The following is a 16603-nucleotide window of genomic DNA, read 5'->3' as shown; positions in this document are numbered from 1 at the left end:
GGATTTTGGGTTCAAGTATCGAAATCCGGATGCTGCCGCGACACCACCGTCCCACCCGGCCCCATCGGCGGCCGGACCGGCATGTCGGCGAGGTGGTCCATCCAGGCCGGCCGGCTCTCGACGGCGAGCTGAACCATCGGCTCGACCGCCGACGGATCGTCGAAGGCGAACACCGCCAAATCGATCTTGTCCGCGCTCCATTCGAAGGTCAGCGGCGTGCCGCAGGCGGCGCAGAAGCCGCGCTGGATCGTGTCCGAGCTCTGGAAGGTCGCCCGCTGGCCCCGCGTCCAGGTCAGGTCGGCCAGGTTGACGGTCACTAGCGCCCCGAACGGTCCGCCGAACGCCTTCTGGCACATGCGGCAATGGCAGATGGAGGCCCGACCGGGATCGCCATCCACCCGAAACCGCACCGCGCCGCACTGACAGCCGCCGCTTAAGCGCATGACCTACCCCTTCGGCGTCAGCCGGAACGTCACCTTATAGCCGTCATGATCCGACAGCACCGGCTCGGAAGCGCCGTCGAAGGTCGCCTCGACGGCGACGGGCGTCACCGTGACCTGTTCCCCGTCCAGGAAGCCGATCAGGTCCTGGGTGTCCAGCCAGGGCGCGTCGCCATCATACGAGATCTGGGTGTCGCAGGCGCCCGGGCGACGATGGCACCAGCGGCTGACCACCTCGAACGGATAGTCGGCCATGACATGGTCGAAGCGATCGGCCGAATGCATGACGTTGAAGTCGCCGCCGACCAGCAGCGGCGCGCCCGGCGTGCGGTCCTCCTGCATGAAGCGCTTCAGTTCGTCGGCCTGCAGATGATGGGCCTCCGTCGCCCGGCTGCGCGGCACGCCCGAGGCGCCCTTGGAATTGAGATGGGTGTCGGCGACCTCGACCGGCGTCGGCACGCCCGGAACGTCAAGGCTGACCAGCATGACGCCCTTGTTGGCCAGGCAGTCCAGGCCCGCGCAGTAATGGTAGGCGTGCGACTTGACCCAGTTGATCGGGTGGTCGCTCAGCACCCAGAGGCCGCTGGAGCCCCACTTGCCCAGGCCCTCGCCCTTGTGACGGTATTTGACGCGCCGGAAGTCAGGCCTCTGGCCGTTGAGCATGTTGGGATCGCGCTGGCCTTTGTTGGGGCCCCTCGCCACGTAGGGGTAGCCGCTCTCGTCGATCAGGTCCCAGATCTCCGAGCGGAACCCCTCCTGGAGCAAGACCACATCGGGCTCGCGACCGGCCCTGCGCATGGCGGCCAGCTCGCGACCGATCGCCTTCAGCGCCTCGCCCCGTCCGGTGCGGACAGGCCAGGGCAGACCTTCGACATTGTAGGTCATGACGCTGAACGTCACGGGCTTGGCCAGCTCGGCGCGCGCCGGGTCCGCCGCCAGGGCGGCCAGCAGCAGGACGGCCGCGAGAATCCGCCGGATCAGGCGACCCGCTCCGCGATCACCCGGGCGCCGTCATGGCCGGTGACCTTGAAGGCCACGATCTGGCCGGCCGGCGCCTCGCCCTCGAAACGGATCTCGGTGAAGTCCTCGGCCCGCGCCAGGCCGTCGCGCTCGACCAGGCCCGACAGCACGCGGCCGACCTGCCGCTGGAGATGGCGTTCCAGGCCGCGCTGACCCGCCTCGCGCAGACGGCGGGCGCGGTCCTTGACCACCGCCCCCTTCACGGGCGGCATCCGCGCGGCGGGCGTGCCGGGGCGCGGGCTGTAGGGGAAGACGTGCAGGAAGGCCAGATCCGCCTCTTCCACGAGGCGCAGGGTGTTCTCGAACGCCGCGTCGCTCTCGGTCGGGAAGCCGGCGATCAGGTCGGCGCCGAACGCGGTGTCGGGGCGCACGCGGCGGACCTCCGAGACCAGCTTCAGCGCATCCTCGCGGCTGTGGCGGCGCTTCATGCGCTTGAGGATCAGATTGTCGCCGGCCTGTAGCGACAGATGCAGGTAGGGCATCAGGCGCGGCTCGGTCTCGAGCAGGGCGAAGAGGTCCGGGTCGATCTCGGCCGCGTCGATCGACGACAGGCGAAGCCTGGGCAGGTCCGGGACCATGCGCAGGATGCGGCCCACTAGCTGGCCCAGGGTCGGCTGCTCGGGCAGGTCCGCGCCCCACGAGGTGACGTCGACGCCGGTCAGCACGACTTCCTGGTAGCCCTCGGCGGCCAGCTTTCGGACCTGCTCGACGACCTCGGCGGCGGGCGCCGAGCGCGAGTTCCCGCGGCCATAGGGAATGATGCAGAAGGTGCAGCGGTGGTCGCAGCCGTTCTGGACCTCGACATAGGCCCGGGCGCGATCCTTCAGCCCGTCGATCAGGTGGCCGGCGGTCTCCTTGACCGACATGATGTCGTTGACCCGCACGCGGCCGGTCTCCAGCAGCGCGCCGGGCGCGGCCTTCTCGGCGTTGCCGAGCACGAGGTCGACCTCGGGCATGGCGGCGAAGGCGGCCGGATCGACTTGGGCGGCGCAGCCGGTGACGATCACCCGCGCGCCGGGCCGCTCACGGCGGGCCTTGCGGATCGCCTGGCGGGCCTGGCGCACGGCCTCGCCCGTCACGGCGCAGGTGTTGAACACCACCGCGTCGGTCACCCCGTCGGCGGCGGCGCGGGCGCGGATGGCCTCGCTCTCATAGGCGTTCAGGCGGCAGCCGAAGGTCACGACCTGGACGCCGTCCGGGCCGGAGGAAACGACGGCGGGACCGCCCTCCTCCCCGACTTCGGGTTTCGGCTTGGGCGTCGCCTTGATGACGGTGTAGGTCGCCATGGCTTTAAGCGGCGACCGCCTCGGGCAGCTTGCCGGCGAAGTCCATGCTGACCGGTCCGGTCATGATCACGTGGCCGTCGCTCTCGCGCCATTCGATGGTCAGGGCGCCGCTCTCGAACTCGACCTTGGCCTTGCGATCGGTCAGGCCGCGGCGGACGGCGGCGACCTGGGCGGCGCAGGCGCCGGTGCCGCAGGCGGCGGTCAGGCCCGCGCCCCGCTCCCAGACCTTCAGCCGGATGTGATCGCGGCTTTCGACATAAGCAAAGCCGACATTGACCCCTTCCGGGAACAGCGGGTGGTGCTCGACCAGGCTGCCGGTCTTGGTGGCGAACTCATCTGTGACCGGGGCGTCGACGAAGAAGACGACGTGCGGATTGCCCATCGAGACGCAGACCGGGGTGTGGACCCACGGGGCGTCGATCGGGCCGACCTGCAGCTCGACCCGGGCGGTGTCCATGTCCTCGGCCAGCGGGATCTGGTTCCACGCGAGGCGCGGCGGGCCCATGTCGACCGTGACCAGCTTCTCGCCGGCCGCGACGCCCGACAGGCGACCCGCGACGGTGTCGAAGGCGACCTCGGTCTTGCCGGCCGACTGCATCAGAAGCCAAGCCACGCAGCGGGTGCCGTTGCCGCAGGCGCCGGTCTCCTCGCCGTCGGAATTCCAGAACCGCACATAGGCCGACGCGCCCTCGGCCTTGGGCGGGTCGATGGCGATGACCTGGTCGCAGCCGATCCCGCCGTCCCGCTTGGCGATCGCGCGGATCTCCTCGGGCGTGGGATCGAAGCTCTGGGTCAGGGTCTGGACCACGACGAAGTCGTTGCCCAGGCCGTTCATCTTCAGGAAGGTGCGGCTCATGACGGGGCTATATAGGCGAAAAGCCCGGCCAAGTCAGGGGACGCCGCGACGCGGGGCATGAACGTCTGGGTCCGGACCGATCTCAGGGCAGGATCGGACCCGAAAAGTGGGCTGGCGCGCGGCGGATTGTTCGCTACCGTCCCGGGTCATGCTCACGCTCCGTCACGGCTCGGCGGCCGCATTCGCCATCACCCTCCTCGCCTCCGGCTCGGCCCTGGCCCAGGCGGCGGATCCCCATCTGGACCTGGAAGGCGTCGAGACGCCTTCTTCGCTGGCCTGGGTGAAGGCCCAGAACGACAAGACCTTGCCGGTCCTGTCGAGCGATCCTCGCTTCGCCGGGCTGCAGGCCGACGCGCTGAAGATCCTGGCCAGCAAGGACCGGATCGCCATGCCGAACTTCGTCGGCAAGACGGTCTTCAACTTCTGGCAGGACCAGACCCATGTGCGCGGCGTCTGGCGGCGGACGAGCCTGGAGTCCTACAAGTCTGCCGATCCCCAGTGGGAGACGGTGATCGATCTGGACGCCCTGGCCGCGGCCGAGGGCAAGAACTGGATCTGGAAGGGCGCCGACTGCCGGCCCAAGACCCACGACCGGTGCCTCGTGAACCTGTCCAACGGCGGCAAGGACGCCGTCACGGTCCGCGAGTTCGACCTGACGACCAAGACCTTCGTCGACCCGTCGGCCGGCGGCTTTGTCCTGCCCGAGAGCAAGCAGACCATCGAGTGGCTGGATCCCGACACCCTGATCCTGACCCGCGACTGGGGTCCGGGCACGACCACCGACAGCGGCTATGGCTTCGTGATCAAGACGCTGAAGCGCGGTCAGGCCCTGGACCAGGCCGTCGAGGTCTATCGCGGCCAGAAGGGCGATGTCTCCGCGCGGCCAAACGTGCTGCGCGACGCCGCCGGAAACCGGGTCGTGCTGCTGACCCGCGCCACCGACTTCTTCCACGACGAGACCTATCTGTGGGACGGCCAGACGGCGCGCCTGCTGCCGATCCCGCAAAAGGTCGGGGTGCGCGGGCTGATCGACGGCAAGCTGGTCCTCAAGATCGAGGAGCCGTGGACGCCGAAGACCGCGCCGACTCCGCTCACCTATCCGGCCGGTTCTCTGGTCGCTGTGTCACCCGACAAGCTTTTTCCGGCCCAGGCCCGCAAGCCCGGCGACGCAATCACGATCAACAACGACTGTGACCCCTGCCAGCTGCTGGCCCCCGGCCCGCGCCAGTCGATCGACCAGGTCGCCGTGACCGACCACCGCGTGCTGGCCGTCGTCTACGACAACGTGCGCGGCAGCCTGGTCAGCCTGCGGCTGCGCGGCGAGTTCGGGGTCACGGCTCAGCCCCTGCCGGTCATCGACAACGCCGCCGTCTCGCTGGGATCGCACGCGGACGAGGGCGACGACGTCTTCTACACGGTGGAAGGCTTCCTGACCCCCACCCAGCTGAAGCTGGCCGACGCCACCGGGACCACCGCCCAGACGGTGAAGGCGCTGCCCGCGTTGTTTGACGCCAACAACCTGGTCGTCGAGCAGAAGTCGGCGACCTCGAAGGACGGGACGAAGATCCCCTACTTCCTGGTCCACAAGAAGGACTGGACGCTGAACGGCCAGAACCCGACCCTGCTGCACGCCTATGGCGGCTTCAACCTGTCCAAGCTGCCGGTCTATGACCCGCTGGTCGGCAAGCTGTGGCTGGAGCGCGGCGGCGCCTACGCCGTCGCCAATATCCGCGGCGGCGGCGAGTTCGGTCCCGGCTGGCACGAGGCGGCGCTGAAGGCCAACCGCCAGCGGGCCTATGACGACTATTTCGCGGTCGCCGAAAAGCTGATCGCCGACAAGGCCACCTCGCCCCGGCATCTCGGCGCCTATGGCCGCTCGAACGGCGGCCTCTTGATGGGCGTGGCGATGACCGAGCGCCCCGACCTGTGGAACGCGGTGGTGGTCGAAAGCCCCCTGCTGGACATGATCCGCTACACCCAGCTGCCGGCCGGCGCCTCGTGGATCGGCGAATACGGCGACCCGGCCATTCCGGCCGAACGCGCCTGGATCGAGAAGTACAGCCCCTACCAGAACCTGAAGGCCGGCGTGAAATACCCGCTGGCCTACATCACCACCTCGACCAAGGACGACCGCGTCCATCCCGGCCACGCCCGAAAGTTCGCCGCGCGCCTGGACGACCTCAAGGTCGACCACCTCTATTTCGAGAACACCGACGGCGGCCACGCCAACGGCGCCGACCCCAAGGCCAACGCCCGCCGCTGGGCCCTGCACTACACCTACCTGTCGCGTCAGCTGATGGATCACTAGATGAAGCGCATCGCCCTCGCCCTCCTCGCCACCACGAGCTTGATGACCCAGACCCCCGCGACCGCCGCCGACAGCGCCAAGCCCGCCGAGGCCCGCACGCCCCTGTCCGAACTGGGCAAGAACGATCCCTATCTGTGGATGGAGGAGATCGAGGGGACTCGCGCCCTCGATTGGGCCAAGGCCCAGAACACGCGCAGCCTGGGCGTGCTGCAGGGCGACGCGCGCTACGCCGACCTGGAGGCCAAGGCCCTGGCGATCCTGAACGCCAAGGACCGGGTGCCGGGCGTCTCGTTCGCCGGCGATGGAAGCTTGCGGAACTTCTGGCAGGACGCCGACCACGTTCGCGGCCTGTGGCGCAAGACGACGCTGGAGAGCTATCGCACCGCAGAGCCCGTCTGGGAGACCATCCTCGACATCGACGCCATCTCCAAGGCCGAGAACGCCAACTGGGTGTTCAAGGGCGCCAGCTGTCTGCCGCCCGAGGAGACCCGCTGCCTCGTCACCCTGTCGAACGGCGGCAAGGACGCCGTGAGCGTCCGCGAGTTCGACACCACGACCAAGAGCTTCGTCGACGGCGGCTTCGTCCTGCCCGAGGGCAAGCAGAACTATACCTGGGTGGACAAGGACACCCTGCTGGTCGGCCGCGAATGGACGCCGGGCCAGGTCACCAAGTCGGGCTACGCTTACGTGCTGAAGACCCTGAAGCGCGGCCAGGCTCTGGATCAGGCGACCGAGGTGTTTCGCGGGACCGAGACCGACGTCTCGGTCAATCCCTTCGTGCTCCGCGACGCCGACGGCAAGGCCGTGGCGGTGATGGCCGGCCGCGGGATCAGCTTCTTCGAGGCCGAGACCTACCTGCTGGGCGGCCCCCAGCCCGTGAAGCTGGACCTGCCGCTGAAGAGCTCGATCCAGGGCTATGTCGACGGCCAGATGGTCGTGCTGATGGAGCAGGACTGGCCGGCCAAGGGCTTCAAGACCGGCGACCTGATCAGCTTCGACCTGGCCAAGCTGAAGGCCGCGCCTGACAAGGCGACCGCCACCCTGGTGATGCGCCCGACCGCGCGCCAGTCCGTGGAGTCCGTGACGACCACGCGGAACAAGCTGGTCGTCGGCCTGCTGGACAACGTCAAGGGCGCGGCCCTGGTCTTCACCCACGGCGCCCAGGGCTGGACCTCGCAAAAGCTCGACCTGCCGGCCAATTCCAGCATCGGCCTGGGCTCGGCCTCGGACAAGGACGACCGTATCTTCTTCACCGTCACCGGCTATCTGACCCCGACCACCTATTGGCTGGCCGACGCCGCCACGGGCAAGCTGGAACAGGTCAAGGCCTCGCCGGCCCGCTTCGACGCCTCCACCCACGTGGTCGAGCAGTTCGAGGCGACGTCGTCGGACGGCGTGAAGATCCCCTACTTCGTCGTGCGGCCCAAGGGCGTGAAGTACGACGGCCAGGCCCCCACCCTGCTCTACGCCTATGGCGGATTCCAGGTGCCGCTGACCCCCGGCTATTCGGGCGTCATGGGCAAGCTGTGGCTGGAGCGCGGGGGGACCTATGTGGTCGCCAACATCCGCGGCGGCGGCGAGTTCGGCCCGGCCTGGCACGAGGCGGGCCTGAAGGCCAACCGCCAGAAGGTCTATGACGACTTCTTCGCCGTCTCGCAGGACCTGATCGCCCGCAAGATCACCTCGCCCCGGCGGCTGGGCATCATGGGCGGCAGCAACGGCGGCCTGCTAATGGGCGTGGCCCTGACCCAGCGGCCCGAGCTCTATAACGCCGTGGTCGTGCAGGTGCCCTTGTTCGACATGATCCGCTACAGCCAGATCGGGGCCGGCGCCTCGTGGGTCGGGGAATATGGCGACCCGGCCATCCCGTCCGAGCGGGCGGTGATCGCCAGGTACGACCCCTATTCGAACCTGAAGGCCGGGAAGAAGTATCCCGAGGTCTTCATCGAGACCTCCACCAAGGACGACCGCGTCCATCCCGCCCACGCCCGCAAGGCGGCGGCGCGCCTGATGGAGCTGGGCTATCCGGTGCTCTATTACGAGAACATCGACGGCGGCCACGCCGCCAGCGCCAACCTGGCCGAGACGGCCCGGCGGCAGGCGCTGGAGTACGTGTACCTGACCCGTCGGCTGATGGACTGACGCCGCTGCTTAGTGGACGGCGTTGATCCGGATCGCCGCCGGATCGACGCCGCCGGCGAACCAGGCTCTCGTCCAGCCGTACTTCAGCTCGCCCTCGCGGAAGGCGAAGCGGTCGAGGTGCTTGGCCACCACATCTTCGAGACGGGTCAGGCCTTCGAGGTCGGCGGCCTCGAGCGTGATGTCGAGGCCGTCGGCGTGGGCGACCATGTGGCAGGTTCCCAGCGGCAGCGGAAACAGGGCCGAGGTCTCGTCGTAGACGACCTCGAACTTGTGGCTCCAGTGCTTGGCCAGCTGGGTCATGTAGCGGGCCGCCTTGTCGGTGGCGACGCGGGCGTGGCTTTGCATCGGCGCGTCTCCCCTCAGATCGACTCGATCGCGGTCGCGGCGTCGTCCAGCGCCTTGGCCACCGCCGCGATCTGCTCGGCCGTGAGCTGACCGCCGTGCAGCTTGAGCCGCAAAGCCGTCTTCAGGTTCTCGCGGGCCCGCAGGATCTGCGGCGAGAAGGCCGCGCTGGCGGAAGCCGCCTCGGCCATGCGCTCGAACAGCGAGCGGACCGGCGCGTCGTTGCTGGCCAAAAAGGCCTCGCCTTCGGGCGTGATCGTATAGAGCTTCTTGCCGCCGCCGGCGTCGCTGGCGGTGACGTAGCCGAGCTCCTCCAGCAGCGTCAGGGTCGGATAGACCACGCCGGGGCTGGGGCTGTAAGCGCCGCCGGCGGCGGCCTCGATGGCCTTGATCAGTTCGTAGCCGTGGCTGGGCTTCTCGGCGATCAGCTTGAGCACCACGAAGCGCAGGTCGCCGTGGTCGAAGAAGCGGCCCATGCGCCCGCCCGGTCCGCGACCAGGATGGCCTCGGCCCGGATGGCCGCCGTGGAAGCCGAAGGGGTGACGGCCGCGATGCTCGTCGCCGTGGCCGTCCCAGCGGCCGCGATGGTGATGATGATGTCGTCCAAACATGAGCTTCATGTCTCCGTTTCGTTATATCGGAATTGTAGATATATCGAAATCGGCGTCGGTCAAGAGCTATTTCGATATATCTAGATTGGTCTTGCGAATCAGTCCGACGATCGGGCCGCGAAACCGCGCGGGAACGGGGGCTCGGGAGCAACCAGTGCGACTTGTCGGCCTCAGTGGGACCCCAATCGACACCCAGGAAATGCAAGGCGACCGAAATAGTCGCCCTCAATCTTGATACGGATGACGACGTGAATACATGGCGCGTGTGAGAAGCAGGAGCATGAGCTTGAGCCACCTGGACCAGAGCGCGCGCCAAGAGGCCGCCGGCGGGCGTTTTGTCGCCGGATTGACCGTGGCCGTCGGCCTGCTGGCGCTCGCGCCCGCCGCTCACGCCGCCCGCCAGGAGCCGTCCGAGGCCGGAACCGTTTCGGCGAATGATCCCCTCGAGGGCTTCAACCGCGGCTCCTTCGCCCTGAGCATGGGCGTGGACAAGGTGCTGATAGCGCCGATCACCCACGGCTACATGGCCATCACGCCGAGGCCGGTCCGCGACCGGGTCAGTTCGGCCGTCTATAATCTGGGCGAGCCCAACACGGTCATCAAATCAGGTGCTGCAGGGCAAGCCCAAGCGCGCCATGCGGGCCACCGCGCGCTTCGTCGTCAACTCGACCGTCGGCGTGCTGGGCCTGTTCGACGTAGCCGCCAAGATGCATCTGCCGCGCCGGGATTCCGACTTCGGCCAGACCTTTGGCTATTATGGCGCGGGCCCCGGCGCCTACATCTATTTCCCGCTGATGGGACCGATGAACGTTCGCGACGGCGTCGGACGGGCGCTGGACATCGCCACCGATCCCGTCGGCGCCGTGGCGGGCGGGATCAGCACCGACTTCGGCAAGGCCCGGCTGGGCGTCACGATTTTGGACGGCCGGGCCTCGGCTGATCCGGCGTTCCATGCGTTGAAGGACTCGGCCGACCCCTATGTCACGGTCCGCTCGGCCTATGGCCAGTACCGCGAAGCCTTTATCCGGCAGGCCACCGGCGAAGCCGAGGACCTGCCCGATTTCGACGCGCCGCCGCCGGACGCTTCCGCGCCGCCGGCGACGCCAAATCCATAGCGATTGGTAAGATCATGACCCAGTTCACCACCCGGCGCGGCGCCACCGCCGCGCTTTTGGCTTTCTTCGGCGCGGTCGCGGTCGGCGCGCCCGCCATGGCCCAGGCCCGCGATCCGGGCGCCGAGGCCTTCGTCCAGACCAAGGCTCAGCGCGTCATCTCGGTGCTGGCCAACAAGGGCATGAGCGAGGCCCAGAAGAAGCAGATCTTCCACCAGGCGGTGGACGAGCTGGCCGACGTGCCGCGCATCACCAACTTCGTGCTGGGCAAGTACGCCCGCACCATCACCCCCGACCAGCGCGCCCGCTTCGCCCCGGCGTTCCGCACCTATGCCGAGAACGTCTATCAGGACCGCATCGACGACTATAAGGGCGAGGTGCTGAAGGTCACCGGCTCGGTCGTCCGCAAGCCGGGCGACGTGATCGTCAACACCACCATCTCGGGCGGCCAGATCAGCCAGCCGCTGCCGGTGGCCTGGCGGGTGCTGGGCGGCGGCCAGAGCTGGAAGGTCGTCGACGTACAGTTCAAGGGCGTCTGGCTGGCCATCACCCAGCAGCAGGACTTCGTCTCGACGATCGACAACGCTGGCGGCAACATCGACGTGCTGATCAACCAACTTCAAAAGGGGCAGAGCGCCAAGAGCCGCTAAGCGGCGGGCGTTCGAGGACGGATAAGACATGGCGTTGCGCGAACAATGGGCCGAGACGGCCATGGGCGTGGTGGTGCTGGCCCTGGCCGGCGGCTTCCTGACCTATTCCCTGAGCGTGGGCGGCGTCTCGACCAAGCGCGGCAACTACGAGATCAGCGCCAAGTTCGGCGAGGCCGGCTCGCTGGCCCCGGGCGCGGCGGTCAGCGTGGCGGGCGTCAAGGTCGGCACGGTCTCGCAGGTCACGCTGGAGCCGAAGACCTATCTGGCGGTCGCCAAGTTGAGCATCGATCCGACCGTGAAGCTGCCGGCGGATTCGACCGCCAAGATCACCAGCGACGGCCTGCTGGGCGGCGCCCACATCGCCATCGCGCCCGGCGCCTCGCTGGAGGACCTCAAGCCCGGTGGCGAGATCGAGAACACCCAAGGTGCCGTCGACATCTTCGGCCTGATCGGCTCGGTGATCCGTCCGCAAGGCGGCGGGTCCAGCGCCCCGAGCGCGCCGGCCCCATCGGCCTCGCAGCCGGCCGAGAGCTACTGAGATGACGGCGGTGGAGGCGGCCAAGAAGGTCGCCGTCAATCCGATCCAAGCGCTGGGTCGCTCGACCCTGGCCGCCGTCCGCATGGTCGGATCGGTCGGGGTGTTCGCCGCGCGCGGAACGGCCGCGGCGCTCAGCCCGCCCTGGTTCACGGGCCAGCTGCTGCGCCAGTTCATGGCGATCGGCTTCTTCTCGCTGCCGGTCGTCGGCCTGACCGCCGTCTTCACCGGCGCGGCCCTGGCGCTGAACATCTTCACCGGCGGCGGCCGCTTTAACGCCGAGCAGGTGATGCCCCAGATCGTGGCCCTGGGCATCACCCGCGAGCTGGGTCCCGTGCTGGCCGCCCTGATGCTGGCCGGCCGGGTCTCGGCCGCCATCGCCGCCGAGATCGGGGCCATGCGCGCGACCGAGCAGATCGACGCCATGCGGACCCTGTCGACCGACCCGTTCCGCTATCTGGTCGCCCCGCGCCTGCTGGCGGCGGTGCTGATGCTGCCCATCCTGACGGCGGTGGCCGACACGATTGGCGTGGCCGGCGGCTGGCTGGTCGCCACCCGGGTGCTGGAGTTCAACCCGACCGTCTACATCCGCAACACCATCAACTTCCTGGAAAGCTGGGACATCGTCTCGGGCCTGATCAAGGCCGCCGTGTTCGGCTTCATCGTGGCTTTGATGGGCTGCTACCACGGCTACAACGCCTCGGGCGGGGCGCGCGGCGTCGGCCGGGCCACGACCCACGCCGTGGTGTCCTCGGCGATCCTGATCTTCGCCTCGGACTACCTCCTGACCACCTTCTTCACCCACATGCGATGACAGACACCCCGAAACTGGCCTGGAAGGGCGTCACCAAACGTTTCGGCGACCGGGCGGTCCTGGATGGCCTGGACCTGTCGGTCGCGCCTGGGCGCTCGCTGGTGATCATCGGCGGCTCGGGGCAGGGCAAGTCGGTGACGATCAAGACCGCGCTCGGTCTCATGCGCCCCGAGGGCGGCGAAATCGAGCTGGACGGCCAGAACGTCGTCGGCCTTTCCGAGGCCAAGCGCCGCAAGCTGTTCTCGCGCGTCGGCGTGCTGTTCCAGGGCGCGGCCCTGTTCGACAGCCTGAGCATCTGGGAGAACGTCGCCTTCCGCCTGCTGAACGCCGATGGCGTGCCGCGCAAGGAGGCCCGCGCCCGCGCCATCGAGGCTCTGGAACAGGTGCGCCTGGATCCCGCCGTGGCCGATCGCTTCCCGTCGGAGCTGTCGGGCGGCATGCAGAAACGCGCCGGCCTGGCGCGCGCCGTCGTCGCGCGGCCCGAGATCCTGTTCTTCGACGAGCCGACCACGGGTCTCGACCCGATCACGGCGGCCGCGATCAACCAGCTGATTTCCGATCAGGTGCGCCGACTGGGCTCGACCGCGGTGTCGATCACCCACGACCTGGCCTCGGCCCAGACCATCGGCGACGAAATCGCCATGCTGCACGGCGGCAAAATCGTCTGGCGCGGCCCGGCCGCCGACCTGCAGACCACGGATAACCCCTATGTGCGCCAGTTCGTGGAGGGGCGCGCGGACGGACCGATCGCCCATGCGGTCTAGGCGCGTCACCGTCGCTGTGCTGGCGGGCGTACTGCTGGTCGCCGGAAGCGCCGAGGCGCAGAGCTATGTCCGGCCGGACTGCCAGGGCGTGGTTCCGACACCGGCCCGCTACGACACGCCCGAGCACGAGCGCTGGTACAAGCGCTTCTGGACCGGAACCTGCGACCACCTGACCTTGTGCGTGCCCGGCGGCCCGAACTGGAACGAGATTGTCGGCAAGCTGCTGACCAAGGGCGGGCCGGCCGAGCGCCCCGCGCTGCTGCCCAAGGCCTGCCGTCTTGGCCAGATAATCGGCTTGGAATGGTCGCGCGAGCGCAATGTCCGCAAGATCACGACGGCCGACCTCAAGGTGTTCAGCACCATGCTGGAGGCGACCGGCGACACGCTGAGGGGCGTGGATCGCGTCGACGCCGCCGCCCGCGCCAAGCTGGGCGCCAGATAAGCGCTAGACCGCCTCGCGCAGCGTCTCGGCCAGCAACCTGCCCTCGACCGAGCGGCTGGAGCCCGAGCGCCAAGCCACCACGATCTCGCGGCTGGGATGCTCGGTCGCCAGAGGCCGCACGGTGACGGCCGCCTTGTCGGTCAGCCCGGCCTGGACCGCCATGGCCGGCAGGAACGAGACGCCGAGGCCCGAACCGATCATCTGCACCAGGGTCGGCAGGGACGTGGCCGCGAAGCTTTCTTCCTCGCCGACGCCTTTCGGGGGCTCAAGCCCGCAGGCGGCCAGGGCGTGATCGCGCAGGCAGTGGCCGTCCTCCAGCAGGATCAGGTCATCCCCGCGCAGGCTGTCGGGATCGACCCGGGTCGAGGCGGCCATCGGATGGTTGGCGGGCGCGGCGGCCAGCAGCTCGTCATCCTCGACATGGGCCCAGTCCAGGCCGCTCATGTCGTAGGGCAGGGCGATCAGGGCCGCGTCCAGCGCGCCGGCCTTCAGCGCCCCGATCAGCCGCTGGGTCAGGTCCTCGCGCAGGAACAGCTTCAGCTTGGGAAAGCGGTCGCGCAGCACGGGCAGGGCGCGCGGCAGCAGGTACGGCGCTACGGTCGGGATCACGCCCAGGCGGAACCGCCCCGCCAGCGGCTGGCCCGCGCCGCGCGCGGCCTGCACCAGGTCCTCGGCGCGCGTGAGAATGTCCTCGGCGCGGCGCACGGCCTCCTGGCCGGCGGCGGTCAGGATCACGCCGGAGCGGGCCCGATCGACCACCGGCGCGCCCAGGATCTTCTCCAGCTCCTGGATGCCGGCCGACAGGGTCGGCTGGGTGACGTGGGCGTTCTCGGCGGCGCGGCTGAACGAGCCGTGCTCGGACAGCAGCTTCAGATATTGCAGTTGGCGCAGGGTCGGTAGCATCAGCGGAATATAGGTGCTCTCTATCGGAAATCAAAAAACTATCGATTGGATAACTTTGCGGACAGCGCGTACCACGTCGTCATGGCGAAAGGCTTCGGGTGTCTCCCCCACCGCCCCGAAGCGCCCCGCCTTGGTCCCGGTCCGCCCAGCCCCTCCCGGCGGACCGGGACGCCGTCCCCGGACAATGCTATGCGGCGGCCGCCACGTTCGGAGCCGCCCATGTCGATCGAAGCCTTGCGCCTGCCGGCCTATGCGCGGGACATCGCCACGAACCTCGCGGTTCTCGTCCAGGAAACCGTGCTGCCGGACCAAGCCAAGTGGGGCTGTTTCGTCGCCAGCGCCCACGCGGTCGGCGAGCCGTCGACCATCCGGGCCGTCGCGGCGGCCGCCCAGGCGGCGGGCCTCTCGCCCGAAGCCTTTGAGGCCGCCAAGACCGCCGCCGCGATCATGGCGATGAACAACGTCTACTTCCGCGCCCTGCACCTGATGGCCGCGCCGGACTATCGGGACCTGCCGTCGCGCCTGCGGATGAACCGGCTGTCGCGACCGAGTGTCCCGGCGATCGACTACGAGCTCTGGTGCGTGGCGGCGTCGGCCATCAACGGCTGCGGCGCGTGCCTCGACGCGCATGAGGCGGAGTTGCGCGAACGCGGCGTGGCGCCGGTCCAGATCCAGGCGGCGCTGAGGATCGCGGCCGTGGTGAACGCCGCCGGTCGGGTGATGGCCGCCGAGTCCGCCGCCGATCCCCAGAAATGGGGCGTTTGAGCGGGGTCCGCGACGCCCGGTCGCGGTTAGGCCTACTCGACATTCATCTTGTCCGTGAACTAAGTTGTTAACCTCTGGGTAAGAGATTCGCGGCGTTCGCCGTCGTTCCTGAGGAACGCGTCGGGGCCGCATGGGGCGAAGGTGGGCGAGATGAGACTGCTGTCGAAGAACTCTCGGGATAAGAACGCCAAGCCGGCCGTCCTCTCGGACGACCGCAGCGAGGCGATGCTTCACCAGATCGAGTCCACCCAGGCCATCGGTCAGCGCTACGAGACCATCCACGGCGGCCTCGACAGCATCGGCCGGGTCATGGAGCACCTCAAGGCCATCGAGCCGCTGATCGCCGAGATCCGCGGCCCCGTCGGCCAGGAGTTCGAGGCCCGTCGCGCCGAGCACGCCGAGCTGATCGCCCTGCGCGCCAACTTCGACCAGGCCCAACGTCAGATCGCCCAGATCCAGGCCGAGGAGCGCGAAGTCAGCGCCCGCCTCGCCGCCGCCGAGACCGCCCTCGGCGAGTCCGAAGCCCGCCGCCAAAGCCAGGACGTCACGCTCGAAGACAACGCCCTCGAGATCGACCGTCTGCGCAACGCCCTGCTGCAGTCGGACCTGAAGGTCTCCAACCTCGACGCCTCCCTGCGCGACGCCAACGCCCGCATCGAGCACCTCGTGCAGGACGTCGAAGGCCTGCGCGCCCAGGCCCAGGACATCGACGCCCGTCGCGGCGACGCCGAGGCCGCCCTGGCCCGCGCCAACCAGGACAACGCCCTGCTGGGCGAGGAAGCCGCGACGCTCAAGAAGCGCGTCGACCAGGCCGGCCTCGATCTGGCCCGCCTGTCGCGCATCGAGACCGACCTGGAAGCCCAGATCGCCGCCGAACGCGCCCGCGTCCAGGCGCTCGAGAACGCCCTGGCCGCCCACCAGACCGACAGCGGCCGCATCGTCCGCGGCCTGGAAAGCCAGGTCGAGGCCAGCCGCGCCGAAATCTCGGCTCTGCAGACCCGCCTCGAGACCGCCACGGGCCGCGCCGACAAGCTGGAAGAGATGAACACCCAGCTCTCGGCTCGCCTGGCCGAGTCCAGCGCCCACCAGAAGGCCGTGGAGCGCCGCGCCGGCGACCTCAATGTCGCCCTGGAGCGCGCCCTGGAACGCATCCGCGCGCTGGAAGAAGAGGCCGAAAGCCTGCGTCAACGCCACGCCGGCGTCGACACGGCTCGCGCCACGGCCATCGAGCGCGCCGACCAGCTGGCCAAGAGCGCGGTCGCTCAGGAAAAGGCCATGAAGCGCGCCGAGGAGCGGGCCCAGCAACTGCGCGCCCGCCTGGACGCCATGCAGGAAGCCCAGGACCAGATCCGTCGCGAGCACGAGGAGAAGGTCTCCGAACTGCAGGCCACGATCGAGCGCCTCACCTCGGAGAACGCCCTGGCCGAAGGCGCCCTGGAAGCGGCTCGCCGCGACCGCTCGCGCCTGCAGATGGCCCTGCTGGGCGCCAGCGGCGACAGCGACCTGGCCGACGTGGGGTGAGGTTGACCTCCCAAGCCCCTTCCCCCTCGCGGGGAAGGGGTTGGGGATGGGGGCGCCAGCGCCGCTGCGCCGCCGAGATCTGAGCCAACACC

At 69.0% G+C, this 16603-nt stretch carries 15 protein-coding genes and 2 pseudogenes; 10 read left to right on the top strand and 7 right to left on the bottom strand.

Translation table 11 applies throughout. The features are described 5' to 3' along the window. Window positions 1-11: 11 nt before the first annotated feature. The 4 genes from CSW60_RS11625 to dapF form a co-directional block, all read right to left on the bottom strand. Window positions 12-443 (bottom strand): GFA family protein, encoded by a 432-nt coding sequence (locus CSW60_RS11625; protein WP_099537385.1) that lies wholly within the window; start codon window positions 441-443, stop codon window positions 12-14. Window positions 444-446: 3 nt separating this feature from the next. Further along, window positions 447-1340 carry an endonuclease/exonuclease/phosphatase family protein gene (locus CSW60_RS11620; protein ID WP_236634245.1) on the bottom strand — a complete coding sequence of 298 codons (894 nt, stop codon included), beginning with the start codon at window positions 1338-1340 and terminating at the stop codon, window positions 447-449. Window positions 1341-1417: 77 nt separating this feature from the next. Continuing rightward, the gene (gene mtaB, locus CSW60_RS11615) at window positions 1418-2746 is read right to left on the bottom strand and encodes a tRNA (N(6)-L-threonylcarbamoyladenosine(37)-C(2))-methylthiotransferase MtaB (protein ID WP_099537383.1); all 1329 of its coding nucleotides are present in this window, start codon (window positions 2744-2746) and stop codon (window positions 1418-1420) included. A gap of 4 nt (window positions 2747-2750) precedes the next feature. Then, entirely contained in the window at window positions 2751-3602 is an 852-nt protein-coding gene (dapF, locus tag CSW60_RS11610; RefSeq protein ID WP_099537382.1) for a diaminopimelate epimerase, read from the bottom strand. Window positions 3603-3613: 11 nt separating this feature from the next. On the opposite strand from dapF, the pseudogene CSW60_RS11605 reads away from it, so the two are divergent. Further along, window positions 3614-5910: pseudogene (locus tag CSW60_RS11605) on the top strand (prolyl oligopeptidase family protein). Then, a complete protein-coding gene (locus CSW60_RS11600) occupies window positions 5911-8052 on the top strand; it encodes a prolyl oligopeptidase family protein (protein ID WP_099537380.1) in 2142 nt (713 codons plus the stop codon). Window positions 8053-8061: 9 nt separating this feature from the next. Here CSW60_RS11600 and CSW60_RS11595 read toward each other — a convergent pair whose 3' ends face one another. Then, a complete protein-coding gene (locus CSW60_RS11595) occupies window positions 8062-8397 on the bottom strand; it encodes a DUF2218 domain-containing protein (RefSeq protein ID WP_099537379.1) in 336 nt (111 codons plus the stop codon). A 14-nt stretch (window positions 8398-8411) separates the two neighbouring features. After that, the gene (locus tag CSW60_RS11590) at window positions 8412-9005 is read right to left on the bottom strand and encodes a PadR family transcriptional regulator (RefSeq protein WP_201723047.1); all 594 of its coding nucleotides are present in this window, start codon (window positions 9003-9005) and stop codon (window positions 8412-8414) included. A gap of 256 nt (window positions 9006-9261) precedes the next feature. On the opposite strand from CSW60_RS11590, the pseudogene CSW60_RS11580 reads away from it, so the two are divergent. The 6 genes and pseudogenes from CSW60_RS11580 to CSW60_RS11555 all read left to right on the top strand — a co-directional run bounded on the left by CSW60_RS11580 (window position 9262) and on the right by CSW60_RS11555 (window position 13322). Then, window positions 9262-10120, top strand: a pseudogene (locus CSW60_RS11580) (VacJ family lipoprotein). Between the two features lie 14 nt (window positions 10121-10134). Next, the gene (locus CSW60_RS11575; RefSeq protein ID WP_099537376.1) at window positions 10135-10767 is read left to right on the top strand and encodes a phospholipid-binding protein MlaC; all 633 of its coding nucleotides are present in this window, start codon (window positions 10135-10137) and stop codon (window positions 10765-10767) included. A gap of 28 nt (window positions 10768-10795) precedes the next feature. Beyond that, the gene (gene mlaD / locus CSW60_RS11570) at window positions 10796-11305 is read left to right on the top strand and encodes an outer membrane lipid asymmetry maintenance protein MlaD (protein ID WP_099537375.1); all 510 of its coding nucleotides are present in this window, start codon (window positions 10796-10798) and stop codon (window positions 11303-11305) included. Window position 11306: 1 nt separating this feature from the next. After that, a complete protein-coding gene (locus CSW60_RS11565; RefSeq protein WP_099537374.1) occupies window positions 11307-12116 on the top strand; it encodes an ABC transporter permease in 810 nt (269 codons plus the stop codon). Further along, window positions 12113-12880 (top strand): ABC transporter ATP-binding protein, encoded by a 768-nt coding sequence (locus CSW60_RS11560; protein ID WP_099537373.1) that lies wholly within the window; start codon window positions 12113-12115, stop codon window positions 12878-12880. Before CSW60_RS11565 ends, CSW60_RS11560 begins: the two co-directional genes overlap by 4 nt. After that, on the top strand, window positions 12870-13322 hold the full coding sequence (locus CSW60_RS11555; protein ID WP_099537372.1) for a hypothetical protein: 453 nt from the start codon (window positions 12870-12872) through the stop codon (window positions 13320-13322). Before CSW60_RS11560 ends, CSW60_RS11555 begins: the two co-directional genes overlap by 11 nt. A gap of 3 nt (window positions 13323-13325) precedes the next feature. Here the strand turns inward: CSW60_RS11555 and CSW60_RS11550 are convergent, their stop codons facing one another. Beyond that, entirely contained in the window at window positions 13326-14228 is a 903-nt protein-coding gene (locus tag CSW60_RS11550) for a hydrogen peroxide-inducible genes activator (RefSeq protein WP_099537371.1), read from the bottom strand. Window positions 14229-14444: 216 nt separating this feature from the next. Between CSW60_RS11550 and CSW60_RS11545 the strand changes: the two genes are divergently transcribed. Further along, entirely contained in the window at window positions 14445-14990 is a 546-nt protein-coding gene (locus CSW60_RS11545) for a carboxymuconolactone decarboxylase family protein (protein WP_099537370.1), read from the top strand. Window positions 14991-15140: 150 nt separating this feature from the next. Then, window positions 15141-16511: a crescentin gene (gene creS, locus CSW60_RS11540; RefSeq protein ID WP_201723018.1), complete on the top strand. Its 1371-nt coding sequence runs from the start codon at window positions 15141-15143 to the stop codon at window positions 16509-16511. Window positions 16512-16603: the final 92 nt, after the last annotated feature.

The sequence above is a fragment of the Caulobacter sp. X genome (genome assembly GCF_002742635.1).
Lineage (GTDB): Bacteria > Pseudomonadota > Alphaproteobacteria > Caulobacterales > Caulobacteraceae > Caulobacter.
The sequence above is the reverse complement of the archived record's forward strand: the minus strand, read 5'-3'. Positions and strand labels throughout refer to the sequence as shown.